Source organism: Novosphingobium flavum (assembly GCF_014230315.1).
Lineage (GTDB): Bacteria > Pseudomonadota > Alphaproteobacteria > Sphingomonadales > Sphingomonadaceae > Novosphingobium > Novosphingobium flavum.
In genome coordinates, this window is sequence record NZ_JACLAW010000011.1 from 1 (window position 1) to 19,710 (window position 19,710).

The 19,710-nt window shown below is 60.2% G+C and carries 16 protein-coding genes; 1 reads left to right on the forward strand and 15 read right to left on the reverse strand.

What is annotated here, in order from left to right:
* The coding region (locus tag H7F51_RS14010; protein ID WP_185664939.1) for an ABC transporter substrate-binding protein at positions 1-923 on the forward strand (923 nt) is incomplete at its 5' end.
* Between the two features lie 107 nt (positions 924-1,030).
* Here H7F51_RS14010 and H7F51_RS14015 read toward each other — a convergent pair.
* The 15 genes from H7F51_RS14015 to H7F51_RS14085 all read right to left on the reverse strand — a co-directional run bounded on the left by H7F51_RS14015 (position 1,031) and on the right by H7F51_RS14085 (position 19,705).
* On the reverse strand, positions 1,031-2,227 hold the full coding sequence (locus H7F51_RS14015) for a LysR family transcriptional regulator (protein WP_185664940.1): 1,197 nt from the start codon (positions 2,225-2,227) through the stop codon (positions 1,031-1,033).
* 128 nt (positions 2,228-2,355) lie between these two features.
* Positions 2,356-4,026 carry a carboxylesterase/lipase family protein gene (locus H7F51_RS14020; RefSeq protein WP_185664941.1) on the reverse strand — a complete coding sequence of 557 codons (1,671 nt, stop codon included), beginning with the start codon at positions 4,024-4,026 and terminating at the stop codon, positions 2,356-2,358.
* Positions 4,027-4,069: 43 nt separating this feature from the next.
* Positions 4,070-5,725 carry a carboxylesterase family protein gene (locus H7F51_RS14025; RefSeq protein WP_185664942.1) on the reverse strand — a complete coding sequence of 552 codons (1,656 nt, stop codon included), beginning with the start codon at positions 5,723-5,725 and terminating at the stop codon, positions 4,070-4,072.
* A 99-nt stretch (positions 5,726-5,824) separates the two neighbouring features.
* Positions 5,825-7,432, reverse strand: coding sequence for a carboxylesterase family protein (locus tag H7F51_RS14030; RefSeq protein ID WP_185664943.1), 1,608 nt, complete (start codon positions 7,430-7,432; stop codon positions 5,825-5,827).
* Positions 7,433-7,443: 11 nt separating this feature from the next.
* Positions 7,444-10,521, reverse strand: a complete 3,078-nt coding sequence (locus H7F51_RS14035; RefSeq protein WP_185664944.1) for a TonB-dependent receptor plug domain-containing protein — start codon at positions 10,519-10,521, stop codon at positions 7,444-7,446.
* A gap of 357 nt (positions 10,522-10,878) precedes the next feature.
* Positions 10,879-12,357 carry an aldehyde dehydrogenase gene (locus H7F51_RS14040; protein ID WP_221774152.1) on the reverse strand — a complete coding sequence of 493 codons (1,479 nt, stop codon included), beginning with the start codon at positions 12,355-12,357 and terminating at the stop codon, positions 10,879-10,881.
* Position 12,358: 1 nt separating this feature from the next.
* Positions 12,359-13,381, reverse strand: coding sequence for an ABC transporter substrate-binding protein (locus H7F51_RS14045; RefSeq protein ID WP_185664945.1), 1,023 nt, complete (start codon positions 13,379-13,381; stop codon positions 12,359-12,361).
* 45 nt (positions 13,382-13,426) lie between these two features.
* Complete coding sequence (locus H7F51_RS14050) at positions 13,427-14,353, reverse strand: dihydrodipicolinate synthase family protein (RefSeq protein WP_185664946.1); 927 nt, start codon at positions 14,351-14,353, stop codon at positions 13,427-13,429.
* Between the two features lie 99 nt (positions 14,354-14,452).
* Positions 14,453-14,896, reverse strand: a complete 444-nt coding sequence (locus H7F51_RS14055; RefSeq protein WP_185664947.1) for a nuclear transport factor 2 family protein — start codon at positions 14,894-14,896, stop codon at positions 14,453-14,455.
* 181 nt (positions 14,897-15,077) lie between these two features.
* Entirely contained in the window at positions 15,078-15,917 is an 840-nt protein-coding gene (locus H7F51_RS14060) for a class III extradiol dioxygenase family protein (protein WP_185664948.1), read from the reverse strand.
* Between the two features lie 42 nt (positions 15,918-15,959).
* Complete coding sequence (locus H7F51_RS14065; RefSeq protein ID WP_185664949.1) at positions 15,960-16,238, reverse strand: hypothetical protein; 279 nt, start codon at positions 16,236-16,238, stop codon at positions 15,960-15,962.
* A 104-nt stretch (positions 16,239-16,342) separates the two neighbouring features.
* The gene (locus H7F51_RS14070) at positions 16,343-16,564 is read right to left on the reverse strand and encodes a tautomerase family protein (protein WP_185664950.1); all 222 of its coding nucleotides are present in this window, start codon (positions 16,562-16,564) and stop codon (positions 16,343-16,345) included.
* A gap of 220 nt (positions 16,565-16,784) precedes the next feature.
* Positions 16,785-17,615: an ABC transporter ATP-binding protein gene (locus tag H7F51_RS14075; protein ID WP_185664951.1), complete on the reverse strand. Its 831-nt coding sequence runs from the start codon at positions 17,613-17,615 to the stop codon at positions 16,785-16,787.
* Between the two features lie 63 nt (positions 17,616-17,678).
* The gene (locus H7F51_RS14080; protein WP_185664952.1) at positions 17,679-18,470 is read right to left on the reverse strand and encodes an ABC transporter permease; all 792 of its coding nucleotides are present in this window, start codon (positions 18,468-18,470) and stop codon (positions 17,679-17,681) included.
* Between the two features lie 251 nt (positions 18,471-18,721).
* Positions 18,722-19,705 carry a DODA-type extradiol aromatic ring-opening family dioxygenase gene (locus tag H7F51_RS14085; protein WP_185664953.1) on the reverse strand — a complete coding sequence of 328 codons (984 nt, stop codon included), beginning with the start codon at positions 19,703-19,705 and terminating at the stop codon, positions 18,722-18,724.
* Positions 19,706-19,710 lie beyond the last annotated feature (5 nt).

A 19,710-nucleotide genomic window follows, 5' to 3' on the forward strand; every position in this document is an offset into this window, starting at 1 on the left:
CCGCCGCCGTTCGCAGCGGCGAGATCCCGATCGAAGGCGTCGATGCCGAGATCATCACCGTCCAGCCGCAGATCGGCGCCTTCCGCCGGATGGTGCGCGATCTGGAATTCGACGTCTGCGAACTGGCACCCACCACTTACATCATCGCCAAGGCCTACGGTGCGCCGTTCACGGCCCTGCCGATCTTCGTCATGCGCAATTTCCACCATCGCGGCCTGCTCGTGCGCCCGGATGCCGGGATCAACTCGCCCAAGGACCTCGAGGGCAAGCAGGTCGGCGTGCGCGCCTATTCGGTGACGACCGGGGTCTGGACCCGCCAGATCCTGATCGACGAATACGGGGTGGACAGCTCGAAGGTCACCTGGGTGGTGGACGACGAGGAGCACGTCACCCAGATGACGCTCCCGCCCAACGTGATCCATGCTCCCGAAGGCCGCTCGCTGGCCGACATGATGGCGGCCGGCGATCTGGCGGCGGGCTTTGCCGCCAATGCCGGGATCGGCCGCTCGGGCGCACCGACCGGCGGATGGAAGGCCGAAGCGGCCGATTATCCCGAGCTTTTCCCGAACTTCGAGGAGATCGAGGCCGACTGGTTCCGCCGCACCGGGATCTGGCCGATGCACGGCACGATCGTCGTCAAGGACGAGGTGCTCAAGGAGCACCCGTGGGTCGCGAAGTCGCTGTTCAAGGCCTTCTCGCAAGCCAAGGATCAGTGGCTGGCCGGCCTTGACCAGGGCGAGCTCACCAACGCCACCGACAAGCGCTACGCCGCGGTCCGCGCGATCGTCGGGCCGGACCCGCTGCCTTACGGCCTCGAAGCCAACCTCCCGACCATCCGCGCGCTCGAGGAAACTGCCTTCAAGCAGCAGCTCACCCCGCGCCGGATGTCGATCGACGAACTCTTCGTCGATCCCGAAGCCTGATGAGGGGCGGCGGGGGCCGGCAGCGGCCCCCGTTTGCCGCCTGACGGTGCACTGGACCAGCCCGGCTCGTCAGCATGCCGGCCAGACGATCAGCCATGCCCCTCCTGCTAGCGCGCCTCCTTGCCGGCGGAACATTCGGCCACGCACTGGGCAAAAGCGGTTTGCAGCCTGGTCGGCAGCCAACCGCGGCGGGTGATCATGGCGATGCTGGAACCCGGCAGCAGCGCCCCGAACTTCAGCGCCTCCAAGCGTCCGCCCAATTGCTGGTCGAGCTGAAGTTCGGACTGCGTCAGGATTGCGATGGCATCACTGTTCGCGAGCAGCGACAGGATCGTGATAATCGAGTGCGTCTCAACCCGGCAGATCGGCTTTGGCACATCTGCAAACAAAGCATCGAAAGCGTCGCGGCGGACGGTGCCCGGCGCTGCAAGCACCCAGTCATGCTGTTCCAAGTCGGCCTTGCGGACGACCGACCGCAAGGTCAGCGGGTGACCGACGCGGACCGCCAGCATGAACGGATCGGCCGCGATTACCTGTTCGACCACGTTCTCGGCGGGCGATGGCCGATTTTGCAGGCCCACGACAAAGTCGATGGAGCCACGCATCAGGCGATCGAGAAGCACGTCATAGCCTGCGTTGGACACAGAGACGCTCGCCTGCGGGTAACGCTGAGTAAAGCGCTGCAGCGCCGCGGTCATAAGTTGATTGCCCGCAAGCATCATGGCGCCGGCCAGGATGCATCCGTTCTCGATCCCGAACCCGGCGTTCACCTCCTCTCTGGCAGCTTCGAGTTCTCGCATGGCGAGCCGGAGCCGCGCGGCCAGCGCCTTGCCCGCAGAATTAGTCCTGATGCCATAGGGCTCCCGATTGAAAAGCTTGACATTCAACACGGCCTCAAGGCTTGCAGCCGTTTTGCGCAGGGTCTCGTCACGCTGTTGCAGGAGATGCGCTGCACGGGGGAGAGACCCCAGCTCGTCGATCATCAGCAATGCCGTGGTTAACGGACGGGTCAGGCAGTTGACCATCGCGTCCACCTGCGGCCGCGTCCAGGCGCGGCCCGCGCCACATTCGATGGCCGCCTCCCTGATTTCGGCAAAATGGCGGGTGACGCGGTTTTGGACGATCAGGCCTGCATCGGTGAGGACAACGCCGGCACGATGCCGCAGGAACAGGGTCACGCCAAAGGCCGTTTCGAGATTTGCGATAGCCTGAGTAACCGCCGGCTGGGAGCGGCCCAGAACAGCAGCGCCTCGCGAGATGCTCCGCATTTCCGCCACCGACGCGAATGCACGCAGTTGCGACATGCTCGGAACCCCCGCGTAGGGCTGATCCGGCAAGCCGCTCCAACAGGATGTCCTCCGCATTTCCTGCGCGGCCTGCCCGTCTCGTTCATGCGTCATTCCAACCATCGGACCTGGTGCTCCGTCTGCGTTCAAAGCGGGGGCTGGCTCTGGTAGTATCGCCGCCAGAAATCGACCTTGGCGGGATCGGGAGATGGGAGCGGAGCATAGCTGCCGCCCAGTTCCATCGTGCTCAGCTTCTCGCCATTGAACGCCGGCCACTTCGGCAAGTTTGGTCCGTTCGGATCGCCGGTTCTGGCAAAATTGACCCAGTAGCTCGACATCATGTCCGCGACGCGATGATCCTCATCGGTCCAGTCGGGAAGCGAATTGTTGAATACGTAGCGTAGGTCAGCGCCATGAAAGGCACCCGTTACGTCGTGGTCCGGGCCTTGGGGTGCCTGGCTGAAGCGATAAATGTAAACATGCTTCTTGCTCCCCGCCATGGCCTGCTCCGCCCACATATGTGGCGAAACCTGCGAACTGTCCCGAATGGCAGCGTTGGCGGTTTCGAATGCCTGTTTGGCGCTGGTGGCGGGATAAAGCCTCAGATACTCATCCGCCATCGTTCCATATCGCTGGTGAACGAATGCAAGATATTGCGGTAGTGGGAGCAGCGCGGTGTTGTATGGTGGGGGCATGGCCTTTCCGGCCGCGACCAAATCAAATGCCGTATCGGCGGCGGCGCCGTTTTCGTCCCGGTTCTCGCCGGTCAAGGCATCCGCATCCACTTGGGCGTGGGTCGCGAAAGTGTCGGTATAATTTCGCGGAATGACGTAGCCATCGATGACGTAAGTCCATGGAATGTCATTCGTGAAGCCGGTCAACGGGCCGGTCTTGAAGCTGCGTACGAACGCAGCATAGATCGTCTCCCACGGCAATTTGCGCAGTTCTGCGGTCGTTTTCACTCCCAGCAACTTCATGAACTGCACGCCCGAAGCCTCGGCCTCCTTCAGCGTCTGTGAACGTGTGCCATGATCCTGCATCGAAGGATCGTGCGAATAGAGCGAATGGCTCTGCGTAATCCGGCGTTGGAACAACCCTTTGCAGAATGGGGACAAGGCAAGAAAATTGACCGTCCCTGCGCCGAGCGATTCCCCGAAGATCGTGACATTTTCAGGGTCTCCGCCAAATGCCCCGATATTGCGCTTGATCCATTTCAGCGCCGCGATGTCATCCATCAGGGCGTAATTTCCCGATGCGTTGTGCCCGCTTTCACGCGAAAGCTCCGGGGTCGCCAATAGGCCAAGCGGACCGTTGCGGAAGTTCACCAGAACTACGACAGCCCCCTTCTTCGCCAGCGCGGTGCTGTCAAAGGTGGGGTTCGAGGTTGAACCGGCCCCGCGGGTTCCGCCATGGAACCAGACCATGACCGGCCGATGCTCACCGGCCGCTTGAGCACCGGTGTAAATGTCGAGGTTAAGGCAATCTTCGCTGACGGGGAGGTCGCCCGAACTGTTGGGCCCCGAATTGTACTCGGGCGCGCGAGGGCAAACCAAGCCTGGGTGCTCCGCCGATCGAACCCCCTGCCAGGGCACGGCGGGAGCCGGGGGACGGAAGCGCAGATCGCCAACGGGAGCCGCTGCATAGGGCACGCCGCGGAACACGCTTATCGACGGATCTGTGACCGTTCCGGACACGAGGCCCGCATCAGTCCTTACCGGCCCGTTCAGCGCCGCCTGTGCCTGCCCCGACATGGACAGCCCGGCCGCAATGGCAATTTGCAAAGACGCGCATTTTCCGAGGGTTCTGTGGGTTTCCATGATTCATTTCTCCTGCGGTCAGCGGAGGAATTGACAGCGCCTGCTACAGCGCCGGCTGTGACGCGTAGTAGCGTCGCCAGAAGTCGACCTTGGCAGGTTCGGGGAACGGGATGGGAGCATTGCTTCGGCCCAGTTCCATCGTGCTCAGCGTCTTGCCGTCGAATGCCGGCCAATTCGGCAAACCCGGCCCGTTGGGGTTGCCGGTTCGCGCAAAATTGACCCAGTAGCTCGACATCATGTCCGCGACCCGGTGATCCTCGTCAGTCCAGTTGGAGAGCGGATTGTTGAAAACGTAGCGCAGGTCCGCGCCGTGATAGGCGCCCGTCACGTCGTGGTTCGGTCCCGGCGGCGCCTGGCTGAAGCGGTAGATGTAGACGTGCTTCTTGCTCCCCGGCGTGACCTGCTCGGCCCACATGAAGGAAGAAAGCTGTCCGCTATCCCGGCTCGCGGCGTTGGCGGTCTCGAACCCCTGCTGGTCGGTATCGGCGGGATAGAGCTTCAGATATTCGTCCGCCATCACGCCGTAGCGCTGGTGCACGAAGGCGAGATATTCCGAGCGAGGCAGCAGGGCGGTGGTATAGCGCGGAGCCGTCGCCTTGCCAGCGGCAACCAGTGCGAAAGCCGTATCTGCGGCGGCGCCATTCTCGTCGCGGTTCTCGCCGGTCAGGGCATCGGCATCCACCTGCGCATGGGCCGCATAGGTATCGGTATAATTGTGCGGCACGATGTAGCCGTCGATGACGTAGGTCCAGGGCATCTCGTTCGCAAAGCCGGTCAGCGGCCCCGGCTTGAAGCTGCGGGCGAAGGCGTCAAAGATCTTTTCCCAAGGCAACCGACGCAACTCCGCGGCTGTCTTCACTCCGGCGAGCTGCATGAACTGTTCTCCCGAAGCTTCGGCTTCCTTCATCGTCTGAGAGCGCGTGCCATGGTCCTGAATCATGGGATCGTGCGAGTAGAGGGAGTGGCTTTGCGTGATCCTGCGTTGAAAAAGCCCTTTGCTGAATGGCGACAGGGCGAGGAAATTGACCGTTCCTGCGCCGAGCGATTCCCCGAAGATCGTGACATTGCCAGGATCTCCGCCAAATGCCCCGATGTTGCGCTTGATCCATTTCAACGCCGCGATATCGTCCATCAGGGCATAGTTTCCCGAGGCATTGTGACCGCTTTCGCGTGACAGTTCCGGCGTCGCCAGAAAACCGAGCGGGCCACCGCGAAAATTGACCAAGACGACGACCGCTCCCTTTTTCGCGAGCGCGGTGCTTTCGTAAGTTGGGGCCGAGCTGGAGCCTGCGCCGCGCGTCCCTCCGTGGAACCAGACCATGACCGGCCGCCGCTCGCCGCCGCCCTGCGCGCCGGTGTAGATATCGAGATTTAGGCAATCCTCGCCGATGGGCAGGTTGCCCGTGTCGTTGGGCGACGAAGGACCGTTAGGCGAAGGCAGTCGCGGGCAAATCAAGCCGGGACGTTCTGCCGAACGCACTCCCTTCCATGGCACGACCGGCGCCGGCGGGCGAAAGCGCAGGTCTCCGACCGGCGCCGCGGCATAAGGCACGCCCCGGAACACGCTGATGGAAGGATCCGTGACAGCGCCGGACACCTGCCCAGCATCCGTCTTTACCGGCCCCTTGAGCGCAGCTGGTGCGGGCGCCGACATCAGCAGCGCGACCGCAAGGAAAATCCGCGCCAGCGTGCCTTTCACCAATGCTCCTAGCCTCGTCATGATCCGTTTTCTCCCGTAGTCAGTCGAACCCGCGTGAGGATGGACAACGCGAACTCCGCGCCGTTCCCACCGCGTTTGCTATTGCGCCGGTTGCGACGCGTAGAAGCGCTTCCAGAAGGCAATCTTGGCGGCGCTGGGGAATGGGATTGTTTCGAAGCGGTTTCCCAGTTCCATCGTCTGCTCGGTCTTGCCGTCGAATGCTGGCCACCGCGGGAGACCTCGTCCGTTCGGGTTTCCGGTCTTCGCAAAATTGACCCAGTAGCTCGACATCATGTCCGCGACGCGGCGGTCTTGCGCCCTCCAGTTCGACTGGGGATTGTCGAAGACATAGCGGACGTCAGCTCCGTGGTAGGCGCCGCGCACGTCGTGATCAGGGTCCGGCGGAGCCTTGGAGAACATGTAAATGAAGACGGCCTTGTCGCGCTTCGGCGTGGTCTCTTGCGCCCACATCCATGGCGAAATCTGGATGTTGTCGCGAATGGCCGCATTGGCCGTTTCGAAGGCCTGCCGGTCGGTGTCGGCGGGATAGAGCTTCAGATATTCGTCCGCCATTGCGCCGTAGCGCTGGTGCACGAAGGCGAGATATTCCGAACGGGGCAAAAGCGAGAGCGAATATGGCGGGACGGCCGCGCCGGCGGCGACCCGGTCGAAGGCCGTATCCGCGGCAGCACCATTTTCGTCGCGATTTTCACCCGTCAGCGCATCAACATCCGCGTGAGCGTTTGCCGCATAGGTCTGCGAATAGTTGCGCGGCAGCACGTAGCCATCGATGACATAGGTCCACGATATCTGGTTGAAGCTGGCGGTAAAAGCATCGAACAGCTTCTGCCAGGGCAGCTGCCGCAGTTCCGCCGCCTTTTTGACGCCGAGGATCTGCATGAACCGTTCGCCCGCCTTCTCCCCGTCCTGCAGCGAGACATAGCGGGTGCCTTTTTCCTGCAGAACGGGATCGCGCGAGTAGAGCGAGTGGCTCTGTGTGATCCTGCGCTTGAACAGTCCCTTGGCGGCGGGTGTCAGCGACAGAAAATTGACCGTTCCGGCGCCAAACGATTCCCCAAAGATCGTGACCTTCGCAGGATCCCCACCGAACTGGGCGATGTTCCGCTGCACCCATTTCAGCGAGGCGACATTGTCCATCAGCCCATAATTGCCCGAGGCATTGTGGCCGCTTTCCCGCGAAAGTTCCGGCGTCGCCAACATGCCAAGGGGGCCGCCCCGGTAGTTGACGACGACGACTACGACCCCCTTCTTAGCCAACGCGCTTCCGTCGAAAATTTCTTGGGAACTGCCGCCCGCTCCGCGCGTGCCGCCATGGAACCACACCATCACCGGCCGGCGTTCGCGGCTGCTTGTGGCGCCAGTGTAGACGTCAAGGTTGAGGCAATCCTCGCCGATCACGAGCCCCTCGATGTCGGGCGTGCGCACTTGTGGGCAAACCAGCCCGGGCTTCGACGCCGCACGCACACCCTGCCACGGCGTCACCGGGGCCGGCGGCCGGAAACGCAGGTTGCCAACCGGCGCTGCCGCGAAGGGAAGCCCGCGAAACACGCGTATCGCGGGATCCTTGGCAACCGCCCCAGCGACGAGCCCGCCTTCGATGCGGACGGGCGCGCCCAGGTCGGCCCATGCCGGCGCGGATGCCAACACGCCGGAGCATGCCAGTAACGCCGATGCCAAGTGCTTCACAGGCCGTCCCATCAGAATGCGACCCTTGCGCCGACATAGAATGCCCGCCCGATGGCGTCGTCTGCAGGATAGAACCCGATCCCGGGCTGACCGGCGCCCGTGGGCGGCGCAAACGGCGTCGTATTCGTGAACGGCGTATAAACCGGCGGCTTCTGGTCGAATATGTTCGACACGTTCAGGAAGAACTGGACATTGTGCGACTGGGGATCGCCGCTGCCGTCGAGCGACACGCGGTACGACAGATTGAGGTTGGAGAAGGATACCGCGGCCACGTCCTCACTGCCGGGAGCCACCTGAAGGCCCAGCAAGGGATCGACATTCTTCATCCCGCTGCGCCAGCGCGTCGACCAGTCGACCCGGAATGCATCGGTGACATTATAGCTGAGGCTGGCCTGCAGCCGGACCTTGGGGATGGAGACGCCCGCCGCGTCAGTCGTCGGCGTGCTTGTTTGCACGGCGCGCAGGCTCGGCTGGTAGCTGACAAGGGCACGGATCGACAATGGCTTGCCGAACAATTCGCTGCGGTAATTCGCTTCGAAGTCCCAACCATAGGTCGAGGCTTTCGCGATGTTCAACGGCAATTGCGTATAAAACAATGTTGCCGAATTGGAGACCGCCTGGTTCGCAGGCGTGCGGCCGAACCCGCCCGGTCGCACTTGCAGCGCGCAGTAGGGCGACGAGCCGCCACTGTCGTAGCATGCGTTCTGAATGGTTGGCAGCGATCCGTCGACCTGCGTGATCGCGTTGTTGATGACGATATTATAGTAATCGACCGCCAGACTGAACTGGGGCACTGGCTTGACCACGAAGCCGGCAGTCCAAGTATATCCGACTTCCGGTCTAAGATTAGGATTGCCGCCAAGTTGCTGGTTTGCTGTATATCCCGGAGTTACGCCCACCTGCGCTCCGGTAAGGTAGTCGGTAGCGGTTGCCAGACCCTGGATGCGGCCGGGAGTGTACAACTCGCTAAGGTTCGGTGCCCGAAAATCGCGCGACCGGCTGCCACGAAGCCTCAACCAGTCATTGACCTCCCAATCCAGGCCGATTTTCCAAGTCAAGGCATTGAAGTATGATTTCGAGTAGGGAATGCTCGTCACCGCGCTCCCATTCGATACGTATTTTGCGTAGCGCGCCGCGACATTGACGTCCAACCTGCGCGCAAAAAATATGTCTTTCAGCAATGGCACATTAGCTTCGGCGGCGCCTTCCAGCACGCTTTGGGAAACCGGCGCGCGGGCCGCTGTCCCATTCGGGAAAATTGTCGTCGTCCCGACGTTGGTGGCCGACTGTTGCACACAGGATGTGCGGGAGGGGAGTACGCCCAGCCCATTGCAGTCGAGCGGCAGCACATTGGCCGGCGGCGCATCGCTGATCAGTTCGTAACCGAGCCGGCGATACTCCCCGGTCAGGGCGAGGACGACGGGGCCGGCCCAATTATCGAAAAGTGGACCGCTGATGCTGGCCGTAGCGTCGTGCGAATTGGTAATTCCGACATACTCGGTAGGCTGCAGGACATAATCGAGCGAAGCTTTTGTCGTCGCCGTCGGGCCAAAGATGTTCATGGGCACGCAGCCCTTGAAATTGGCCGCATATTGGGGCTGGGTCAGAACCCAACAGGTTGGCACACCGTTCACATTCACCGAGTCGAGGGCGGCGAACAGCTTCGCGGTGTTCCAGGAATTGTTCGAAACATTCGACTGGCGGACGTCACTGTAAATGTAACCTACTTGCCACTTGAACTTTCCAAGAGATCCATCGAAACCCGGATTAACATATATGTTCCGGTTCGTGTAACTGACATTTGTGACCGGCGTTACCGAATTAAGGAAGTATTTTCCGAGATTAAAGACAGTTACCCCGGCGGACTTCATCGCCGCTGCCATGCTGGGCGGCAGAAAAGCGTTATCGACCGTCATCCTGAAGCCGGTCGCGAGCGCCGATGAGGCGCTGGACCCGTTCGATCGCATGCTGTTGATATAGGCGCGCTGGTGACCGAGATCGTAGAAACCAGCCAGGTGAAAATTCACGTCGTCCGTCAATTCATAGTCGAAACGCGCGAAGCTCTGGATGAAATCCTGCTGCGCAACCATGGTGGCGATTTCCGGATTGAACCCGCCCTGCCCGCCGACCTGATTATTACCGACACCAACCGGAGTACCGGGCACGAACGGTGTCGCCAGCCCGTCTTGAGCAAAATTGTAGCCTGCGAACGGATTCGCGACAGTGCCGATCTGGTTAATAATGCCGCCGAAGGTGCCCGCACCATCCCGAACATTATTGGCGACGAAGAACGGTATGCAGGCCGTTACCCCAGCGGCACATCCATTGCCCTGGAGCGTCCATCCAGCATTCCCGGTAACCTGGACATTGGGCCGGTCATTGCGAAATACCGCCCCCTCGCGATGGTACTGAACGCTCGCCTCGAAGTGACCGCGGCCGCCAAACAACTGGGTGCCGAAGGCAAGGCCAGTATCAAAAGTCGGGTCATCCCCGCGCTGGGAGATGCCGGTCTGAATGTTGGCCTTGACGCCGACAAACTTGGTGTCAGTAACAAAGTTCACGACACCGGTGATGCCGTCCGAACCGTAGACCGCCGACGCGCCGCCCGCTGCAATGTCCACCCGCTTCAGCAGCAATTGCGGGATCTGGTTGAGATCCACGGTACCGTCCAGATTTTGCGCCGGCACGCGAAGCCCGTCCAGCAGCACCAGGTTGCGGGTTGGCCCGAACCCGCGCAGATTGAGGGTTGCCGCGGCCGCGTTGGTGCCGCCCTGGCCGGCGCCCTTCGCTACTTTGCCCCCATTGGCACCCGCGACCAAGGGATTTTCGAGCAGCCCCTCGAACACCGTAGTTGGCTTTGACGCCGACAGCGCCTCGGTCGACATGATCGTGATTGGCGTCGGACTGTTGTCGCCGTTGGAAATGACGCGGGATCCCGTGACGATAATCTCCTCATCCCTGCGCGCACTGGAAGCGGAGGATTGCAGCTCGGGAGCGGGCTGCGGATCGGCGGCCGACTGCGCATGCGCAGTCTGGAAAGCAAACGCAGAGCCGCTGACAAGCAGGGCGACGACGAACTGGTGCCTCATGTAAATCCTCCCTCGGTTCGGACAACGGCTCACTTGGATGCGATTTACGTCCCCGATATTGGTGACCATTTTTAATGCACAAAATTTGACTTCAATCAAGACCACCCAAGAAGAATTGGCCTTAGCGACTGAAATAAATCTATTGTGAAATTGCAGAACTTTTTTTGGCGCACGAACGCTTTCTCTAAATAGCAGATTCTTTAATCCGCTATTTAGCGCTACATATAATATACTCATAAAACCATATTCATTCGCGCATTTAATTATTTCGTGATTACGCGCACAATAATTTAATCAACTCAATCCCAACAAATCATATAAACTAAGCAAAATATGCAAAATTACGAAAGGCCTTGGCTACGCAAACGGATTTGCCACTTCGTCCGCAGTGGAAATCCAGACGCTCTTGGTCTGCAGATATTCCCAGATTGCCTCTTGCCCATTCTCCCGCCCCAACCCGCTGCGTTTGTAGCCGCCGGTCGGCGTCAGGTAGGACGCGGTCTTGTAGGTGTTGATCCAGACGGTCCCGGCCTGAAGGCCTTCGATCATCCGGAACATGCGGCGGACATCCCTGGTCCAGACACCGGATGCCAAGCCATAAAGGGAGTCGTTGGCCAACTGTAATGCCTCGTCTTCATCCTTGAACGGGATGACCGACAAGACCGGCCCGAAGACCTCCTCCTGCGCGATGCGCATGCTGTTGCTCACGCCGGTGAATATCGTCGGCTTGATGAAAAGCCCGTTGCCGAAATCGCTCGAGTAGGGCGGCGCGCCTCCGATCGCGGCTGTCGCGCCTTCCTTCTGGGCGATATCGATGTAGTCGAGCACCTTGGAATAGTGCGGGCGGTTCGCCAGCGGCCCGATTTTGGTATCCGGGCTCATCGGATTGCCGACCTTGGCCTTCGAGGCCAATTCGACCAATGCGTCGACGAATTTGTCGTGCACGGATTCCTGCACAAGCAAACGCGACCCCGCGACACAGGCCTGCCCGGCCGCTGCAAAAATGCCGGATGCCACGCCATTCAGGGCGTTGCCGAACTCGGCATCATCGAAAACGATATTCGGCGATTTGCCTCCCAGTTCCATACTCACCGGCTTCAGATGGCGCGCGGCCGCCTCGTAGATCTTCTGCCCCGTGCTGTCCGACCCGGTTATCGAGATCTTGGCCACCAACGGATGGGCCACGAGCGCCGCGCCGACCTCATCGCCGAAACCGGTTACGACATTGATGACGCCACCAGGAAAGCCGGCGCTATCAACGAGCTTCATCAGTTCCAACGCCGATGCGGATGTGAACTCGGACGGCTTGACCACGACCGTGTTGCCGGCGGCTAGGGCTGGCGCCAACTTCCAGGATGTCAGGAAGAGCGGCGAATTCCAGGGGATTATGGCGGCGATGACACCAAGCGGCTCATGCCGCGTATAATTGAAGTGCTGCTTCTTGTCGGTTGGAATAACCGCGCCTTCTATCTTGTCGGCCAGACCGCCAAAATAATAATACCACTGCGGAATATAGCCGATCTGGGCCCGCACCTCGGCAAATGTCTTTCCATTGTCGCGCACCTCTATGGCGGCCAGATGATCCGCGTGTTCTGCGATCAAATCGCCCAGTTTGCGCAGCAGCCGCCCTCTTTCCGTCGGCAGTAACCTCGCCCAGCTCGGGAACGCCCGGTGCGCAGCGCGAACCGCCCGGTCTACGTCCTCGGCATCGCACCGCGGAATCAAGGCCCAAGGACTTCCCGTGTAAGGATCGTCGCTTTCAAAGTGCCGCGATGTTGCGGAACCCGTCCACTGGCCGCCGATATGCGCCTGGTATGCCTTCATGCCCATTGCCATGTCACCGCTCCGAGGCTGCTAAGGTAGTATCGGCGAAGTCTGCCAGCGACAGGCTGTTCGCCCGCGGCACCACGGTCCCGATTTGCGCGATCATGGATTGTATCGCCGGCGCATTGACCGCAGTGGTCTCCGACCAGGTGTAGGGGTTCTTGCTGGAGGTTCCGACCTTGATCGCGTTTGTGCACGCAGCCAGGCTGGCACCGCCGTGAACGCACATCGGCAACGCCTTGTCAGGATTAGCCTTTATCCAGACGGAAGCCCTGCCAATAGCGCGAAGGAAAGCACTCAGCGCCGGCCGATTGGCGTCCACGAAATCCTGCCGGGCAAAAACGCTAGTCGCGACGAATTTGATCGGGCTCTTGTCTGAACTGACGATGACCTGCGGCCTGAGCGCGTCGGTCAGCAGGGTATCCTCGATCTCGATCGCATCGACCCGGCCAGTCGATAGCGCAGCCAACCGGGCAGGCGGCGAACCCAGCGGTAGCCAAGTAACATCCCGATCCCGAATGCCAAACCGTGGCAGAGTTGCGATCGAATAGATCTGATCGCCGGAATTGTAGCTTACCACGCCGAAGATCTTGCCCTTCAGCTGCTCGACGCTGTTAATGCCCTTCCCCCCAATGATATTGTAGGAGTTATCGACGAACTCTCCAATGATCTTTCCCTTGGAAACACCCCGGGCAATGTCAGCCATGAACTGGCTTGCCGCCCCCAAGGAGACGTCAAGCTGGCCCGACCTCATCGCTGCCGCCAGCGGCGCAGCGCCGCCTGACATGGCAAAATACTCGACATTCAGGCCGGCTTCCTTGAAATAGCCAAGCTTGTCGGCGACGAAGAACGGCGTCGCGTTGACGAGAGTGTCCGTCGAGGCAACGCGGATCTTGGTGATCTTCGCGGACTTGTCCTGCGGCGCCTCGGAGCGCCAGGCACTCGCGGCGATGATCAAGATGCCGGCCACGGCCGCGACTGTTCGCACTTTCCAGTTAGGCGATCCCTGCGCTTCCACTTTGCGATCCAATTTCATCGGATTTCTCAGCTCCCTACCGCGCACCACGAAACCTGCACAAATTCACGCCGTATTCGCGGCCTGGCTTTCAAAGAGCCCTTCTTCCTCGAAGACCTTGCGGATGCGGGCAACATGTTCGTCGGTTGCCGGCAGTCCGGGGCGGCGCATCTCGCCGACATCGCGGCCCAGCAACCTGATCGCGGCCTTGTGCCCGGCCTGCGCGCCGCCACCTGGACCGGAGCTTAGCACCGCGGCGATCCTGGCGAGCTTCAGGTGCCATTTACGGACCGTCGGCCAATCCTTCGCGAGGTAGGCAGTCCATAGGTTCAAGCTCCAGTCATGGGCGAAATTGGAAAGCGCGCTGCAGCTAGCCTTGATGTCGACGCCCTTCATCAAGGGATAGAGCTGAAGCAATCCGCCGGCGACCGGGTTGAACGACGGATTCGTTTCCGCGGACAGCACGATCTTGGCCGTGTCGGCGAATTCATTGTCCGGCGCCATCTTGATTCCGACGATATTGGGCAGCGCAGCAATGCGCGCGATCGTGGCCGGCGAAAAATGATTGCCTGTCATGTGAGAAGGATAGATGACAATTGGGGTATCAGAAAATGTTGATGCAATATCACGATAATACTCGAAGGCGCTTTCTTGTGAGTATTTGTTGAAATATGGCGCCATGACGAAAATCCCGTCAGCGCCCAACTTCATGGCATGGGTTGCCTGCTCAAGCGTCTTCTCGAAGCTCTCGCTTCCAAGAAAGGGCCAGGCCTTGACCCCGGCTCCTTGCGCGACGTCGATGACGGTCTCTGCCCACGCTTTCCAATCGCTGAGAGTCAGGCTGACATATTCGGCATGGGTCGACGGTCCGTGAAGACCACCGACCCCGCGAGTGACCAAGCGCAGCTCCTCGGCGAGCTGCTTTTGGTTGAGCCGCCCGTTTCTGTCGAACGGGGTATATGCGCCAGGATTCAGGCCTTCAGGTAGCAACATCTTTAATTCCTTGCCTTCGTTGGCGGCGCTGACGCCTGTCGGTGGAAACCTTCGGCTACCGACCACTGCGCACGACCATATGTCCGCCCAGAGTGAGCCTTAGGCCGGCCCGATGGGCACCGTCCGGCGCGTGTGGAACAGCCACTTGCCATTCTCGCGCCGCACCTCGTCCCGCTTGGCCGAAGCCAAGACGATCTCGAACTTGCCGTCCTTCTTTTCGACCGCCATCATGTAGCTTTGGGACTCCGCGCCTTCCGCGGTTGCCCGGATGACGACGTTGCTGACCCAATGCGACCACCCCCGCACTTCGGGTCGCTTTTCCCACCGATTCTCGGAATACTCTATCAGCGCGACCCTGCCTTGAACCGGCTCCTTGCCGATAGGAAAGAACGTGCCATCGGTGGTGAAAAGATCCGCCCAGGACTCATGATCACCAGCGTCCTCACACAGGAAGAACTTGGCCGCGATCAACTCGTATATTTCGAGTCTATCATCGGAGCTCAACGTGATTATGTCGGCATTTAGATTATTATTTACGGTCATGTTATCACCGTTGCAATATATTGGCGTTACCAAGGGACGTCGCCACCGACTGTCCTTCGAAAGTTTTTGGACAAATCGCCCGCAAAACCTTGCTGCTGCTCGACGACGGCATCAGGCGCGTCCAACAGCCCCACCCTAGATGGGGTAACTGCACCAGCAGCCTTCGGGCCGCGACCGTCCGTTACCGTTCGGCCGCTTCCATCACCATCATGCCTCCACCCGTATGCGAGATCGGCTTGTGATAAACACTGGTCACGACATCGACCTTGTCGGGCAGAGCTCCGCGCGCGACGACCCAGGTCAGGAATTCCAAGCCCTGCTCGCCGCCATTGGCGACGATATCATCGCTAGTGAAGCGGGCGATTTCGATCGGATTATTGGCCAGCGTTTCCATGCAATAGGCATCGAATTCTTCATTGATGTATCCGCCGATCCCGATCGTATGAGAAAGACCGCCTGTGGCCAGGAACATCACCTTGAGATCCTTGGGATAGGACCCAATGGCCTTTCCCAAAGCTTGACCAAGCTTGAAAATGCGGCGCGGCGTCGGAAGAGGCGGCTGCACCGCATTGATCTCGACGGGGATCAGCGGGATCACCTTGTGGTCGGGCCACAGAAGGTCGAGCGCGGTGGTGCCGCCGTGGTCGAACGCCATTTCCTGACAAGTCGCGATGTCGAACTCATCCTCAATGAGCGATTGCGCGATATGCCAGGCCAGGTGCGGGTCACTTTGGAAGGTCCGCGGCGGCGGCGCGCCATTGCCCTCGTCCGCATTGGTGAACGTCGGCGCGGTGCCGATCGCGAAGGCGGGACGGTTCTCGAGGGAGAAATTGACCCCGTGATCGTTGTACACAAGGACCACGACATCAGGGTCAACTTCAGCCACCCATTCACGAACCCGCGGAAACGCGTCGAAGAATGGCTTCAAGCCAAGCTCCGGATCATTCTCCCGCTTTTTGGCGATCGTCTTGCCAATAATCGGCGTATGAGAAGTCGCCACGCTGCCGACAATCCGAGCCATAGTTCTTTCCTTCTTCGTTCGTAACAATCGCCGCAGCGGTCTTCAGGCGCTTGCCGGCCCGCCACCACCAGTCACGAATCTGATTTTCCCGTAGAAATACATGTTCAAACCTACGGCCATCATCTCGTCCCGGTCGCGGCTTTTCACCGCCGCGACCGCTTTCTCGCTGAGTCCGAATTTTGCCATGTAAGCATCTTCGTCGGCCTGGAATTCTTGCCGATTTTCTTCCCGGATAAGGGAGTGGCCCATTTTATTGAGCGCGTACCCCTCGACTATAAGGTCGACGTCAAGCGGCTTGGTTCCTACAAATTTGATACCCAAGTGGCTTTCCTTCTGTTTGCCAGACCGGGCGGACACGCACAGATCCGGACCGCAAGGCGACGGCACCCCGACAGCAACGCATTCAACTGTGCAGCAGCGCCCGGTCAGCTGGACTGCGAAACCTGGTGATGCTTGCGCCGCTCGGCATCACAGAACAGCTCGCCGCCCTTCGCCTTGTTTTCCTCCGGGCATTCCACGATCTGAATGACGATGTTCTTCGGAGGCGACTTGAAGTGGACGTCGAAAGCGGTCGTGATGTCCTTGACCAGCCCACGCTTCTGCTCGACGGTTCTACCAGCCGCTGCGTAAATAATTACTTCAGGCATTTTTCTCTCCACTACGTTATGAAAATTGGCGATGCCTTCAAGAACATTATTGTAATTTCCAAACCGGATATGTTCTTGTCGGTATTATCTTTATTCTTCTTACCAATCCAACCCGATTCGGTCAACATAATTGGTGACCAATTTCACCATCAATATCTTGCAGGGCAAGATCTGGCGCGCGGCAGCCACGCTGGCCCGCCTCATCCTTTCGAAACAGCGGCTATGCGGCGGCGAGCGCCCCCTCCTGACGCACGACCTGCCATATCGAATCCTCGAGGGCCCGATGTTCCGGACTCTGCTTGATGCTCAGGTGCCGCGGACGCGGGAACGGAATAGACCATTCTCCGGCAATCCGGGCCGGGCGAGCGCTGAAAGCAATCACCCGGTCCGCCAAAAACACAGCCTCGTCGATTTGATGGGTCACGAAGATGGCGGTCTTCTTGCGCTCATCCCAGATCTTCAGCAATTCGCCCTGCATGATCTCGCGGGTCTGTGCATCCAGGCCGGAAAACGGTTCGTCGAGCAACAGTACTTGAGGATCAGCCGCCAGGGCCCTCGCGATGTTGACTCGCTGCTGCATGCCGCCAGACAGTTGCTTGGGATGAAAGGTTTCGAACTGGGTCAAACCCGCCAGACCAATGAGTTCCCGCGCAATCTCGTAGCGCTCACCTTTCGGCATCCCGGCCATTTCCAGGCCGAAGCTGACGTTATCGAGTACGTTTCGCCACGGCAGCAGGCAGGAATCCTGGAACACGACCGCGCGGTCCCGTCCAGGCCCGGTCACGACCTTGCCATCAACCGCGATCTCGCCGCCACTTGATGGCGTCAGGCCATCCAGCGCCATAAGGAATGTGCTCTTGCCCGATCCGCTGGGCCCGACGATCGCGATGAACTCGCCATCGCGCACCTCCAGGTCGATACCGTTGACAGCCACGAAGTTCTTGCCGCGCGAACTGAAGGTGACGCGCAGATCGCGGATCTGAAGCTTCGTTGGCGCGTCAACGCACGAGCCCGGCGGTGAGACCTCTTGTTCCTGGAAAATCACGGTCATGCCTGCATCCCTTTGTCGAACTGTCGCGGGGTCTTCGCCCCACCCCTGCGATGGCCGATATTTCTAGGCCTTCCACTGCTGCATGGCAGCCTCGAGCGCCGCAGCCAGCTGCGTCAACGCGATGCCGATCACAGTCAGAAGGACAACCGCCGCGTACATGCGCGACATGTCCATCGCACTTTGCGCCTTGATGAGGATGTTACCGATGCCAGCGGTGGAGCCGAACAGTTCGGACATCGCAACCGCCACCACGGCCTTGCCCACGCAGATGCGCAAACCCGTCATGAAAAATGGGACGACCGACGGCAGCACCACGGCGCAAACGATTTGCCGATCCGACGCTCCGAAACTCTTGGCCATGCGGAGCAATTGTGTGTCAACGCTCCTCACGCCGGCCGCGGTGTTCATCAACATTACGACGATGCAGCTCAGCAGGACCAGCAGGACCTTCGGAAGCACGCCAATCCCGAAAAGCAGGACCAAGAGAGGGATCAGCGCCAAGTGCGGGATTGAATTGAGCGCGGTCACCACCGGCCTCAGAAATTCATCTACCGCCCCATACCAGCCCGACAGGATGCCAAGCGTGCCGCCGACCAGGACGGACAGGCCGAGGCCCCAGAAGAACTCGTTGGCAGAAACTGACAAGTCCGAGGCAAATCCCGGATCAGTGACAATGCCCTTCAGCGCCCCCAAAACCTCAAGCGGACCCGGCAGAAAAATCGGGTCGACCCAGCGATAGCTAGCCGACGCTTGCCAAGTACCCACGATCAGCACGACCGAAAGGCAGGCCAGGAGCAACGAACGCCTGGAGCGCAATTCATGGACAATGCCGCGCAAAAACCTGCGCATGGCCATACTGTCATCAGCCGCAGGCAAACCTATTGTCGGGTTAGACGCCATATCGTCCCTTACCTGTCAGGATATTTCACAGTATTCCCATCGCCGCCGATTGGCCCGACTTGAGAACGACTGGTTTTTAATTAGGCAGGAGGAAAATGAATGTCATTCCGGTTTCAACGTCCCGGTCATCGGATTCCTGTCGCGCCCTGCATGGACCACTAACAAGGCCGACGTTCGATGCCGGGGAATTCGTTGCGCAAGACCGTTCAGGACCAGGCCGCGAAGGCGAGGCCCGCACCTGTTCCTCCCAGGCTACGATATGCTGGAAAGTAGTCGATCCACTTGTTGGCGAGCCCGGAAACGGCACCGGCCATGACGATCCAGTCGAGAATTTGCGCCGATCCACCCGAAAGCGCTTTGCGCGGCAAGGTCGTCAGCACCTCGGCGTCCCCCGTCTGAAGCGCCGCAATCACACTGCGGTCAAGTTCCTCGTTCAAAAGCGTGTGGCTGAGGCCGCCCGCTGCGGCGATACCGACGCGCAAATCACGAGGGTCATTCTCGATCGCGGCGCGGATCGCCTGCCCGATCGCAAAGCACCGGGCGGGCGTCGGGACATTGGGCCCATACCAGGTATTGATGATGACCGGCACGATCGGCACGTCGACGCCGACCATCAGTCGGTTCGCCACGAAGGCCCAGGAATGGCCGATCCCCTTGCCATCGGCAGCCGGCCGATTGACGACCGAAACATCGATCTCCCGTTCGATCAGCCGCCCGATCAGATCGTTGGCGAAGTCCGGCGCCCCCGGATAGTGCCGAGCGGGATCAAGCGCGGCCGCCTCGCGCCATCGTTTCTGCCACTCAGGAAAGCCCGTAACGGCCTTGCCGTTGGCAAGTTCGGCGCCGTTGTAGATGGCCACGGCTGGCATGTTGCTGCGATCGAGAAGCTCGCCCTGATCATCCCCGACAACAACCAGTACATCCAGCCGGGCACGTGAAATCGCCTGGGCAAGCCGGCGCTGAGCAGCGCTGATCAGGCCGGTCAGTTCGTCCAGATACGGTTCGGCGAGATAGTCCTTGAAACGATCGCCGGCCTCGGCGGCAAGCTGGTCATAACTCACCTGGCTGCCGTCCGGACGAAAGAACCATCCTCGTTCAGCATCGAGTTTGCCGCGGATGTGCCAATCGCGACCGGGCACGCTGGCAAGCGAATTTTGCGATGTACCGATCCCCAGAATGATCGAGGCCACTGAAT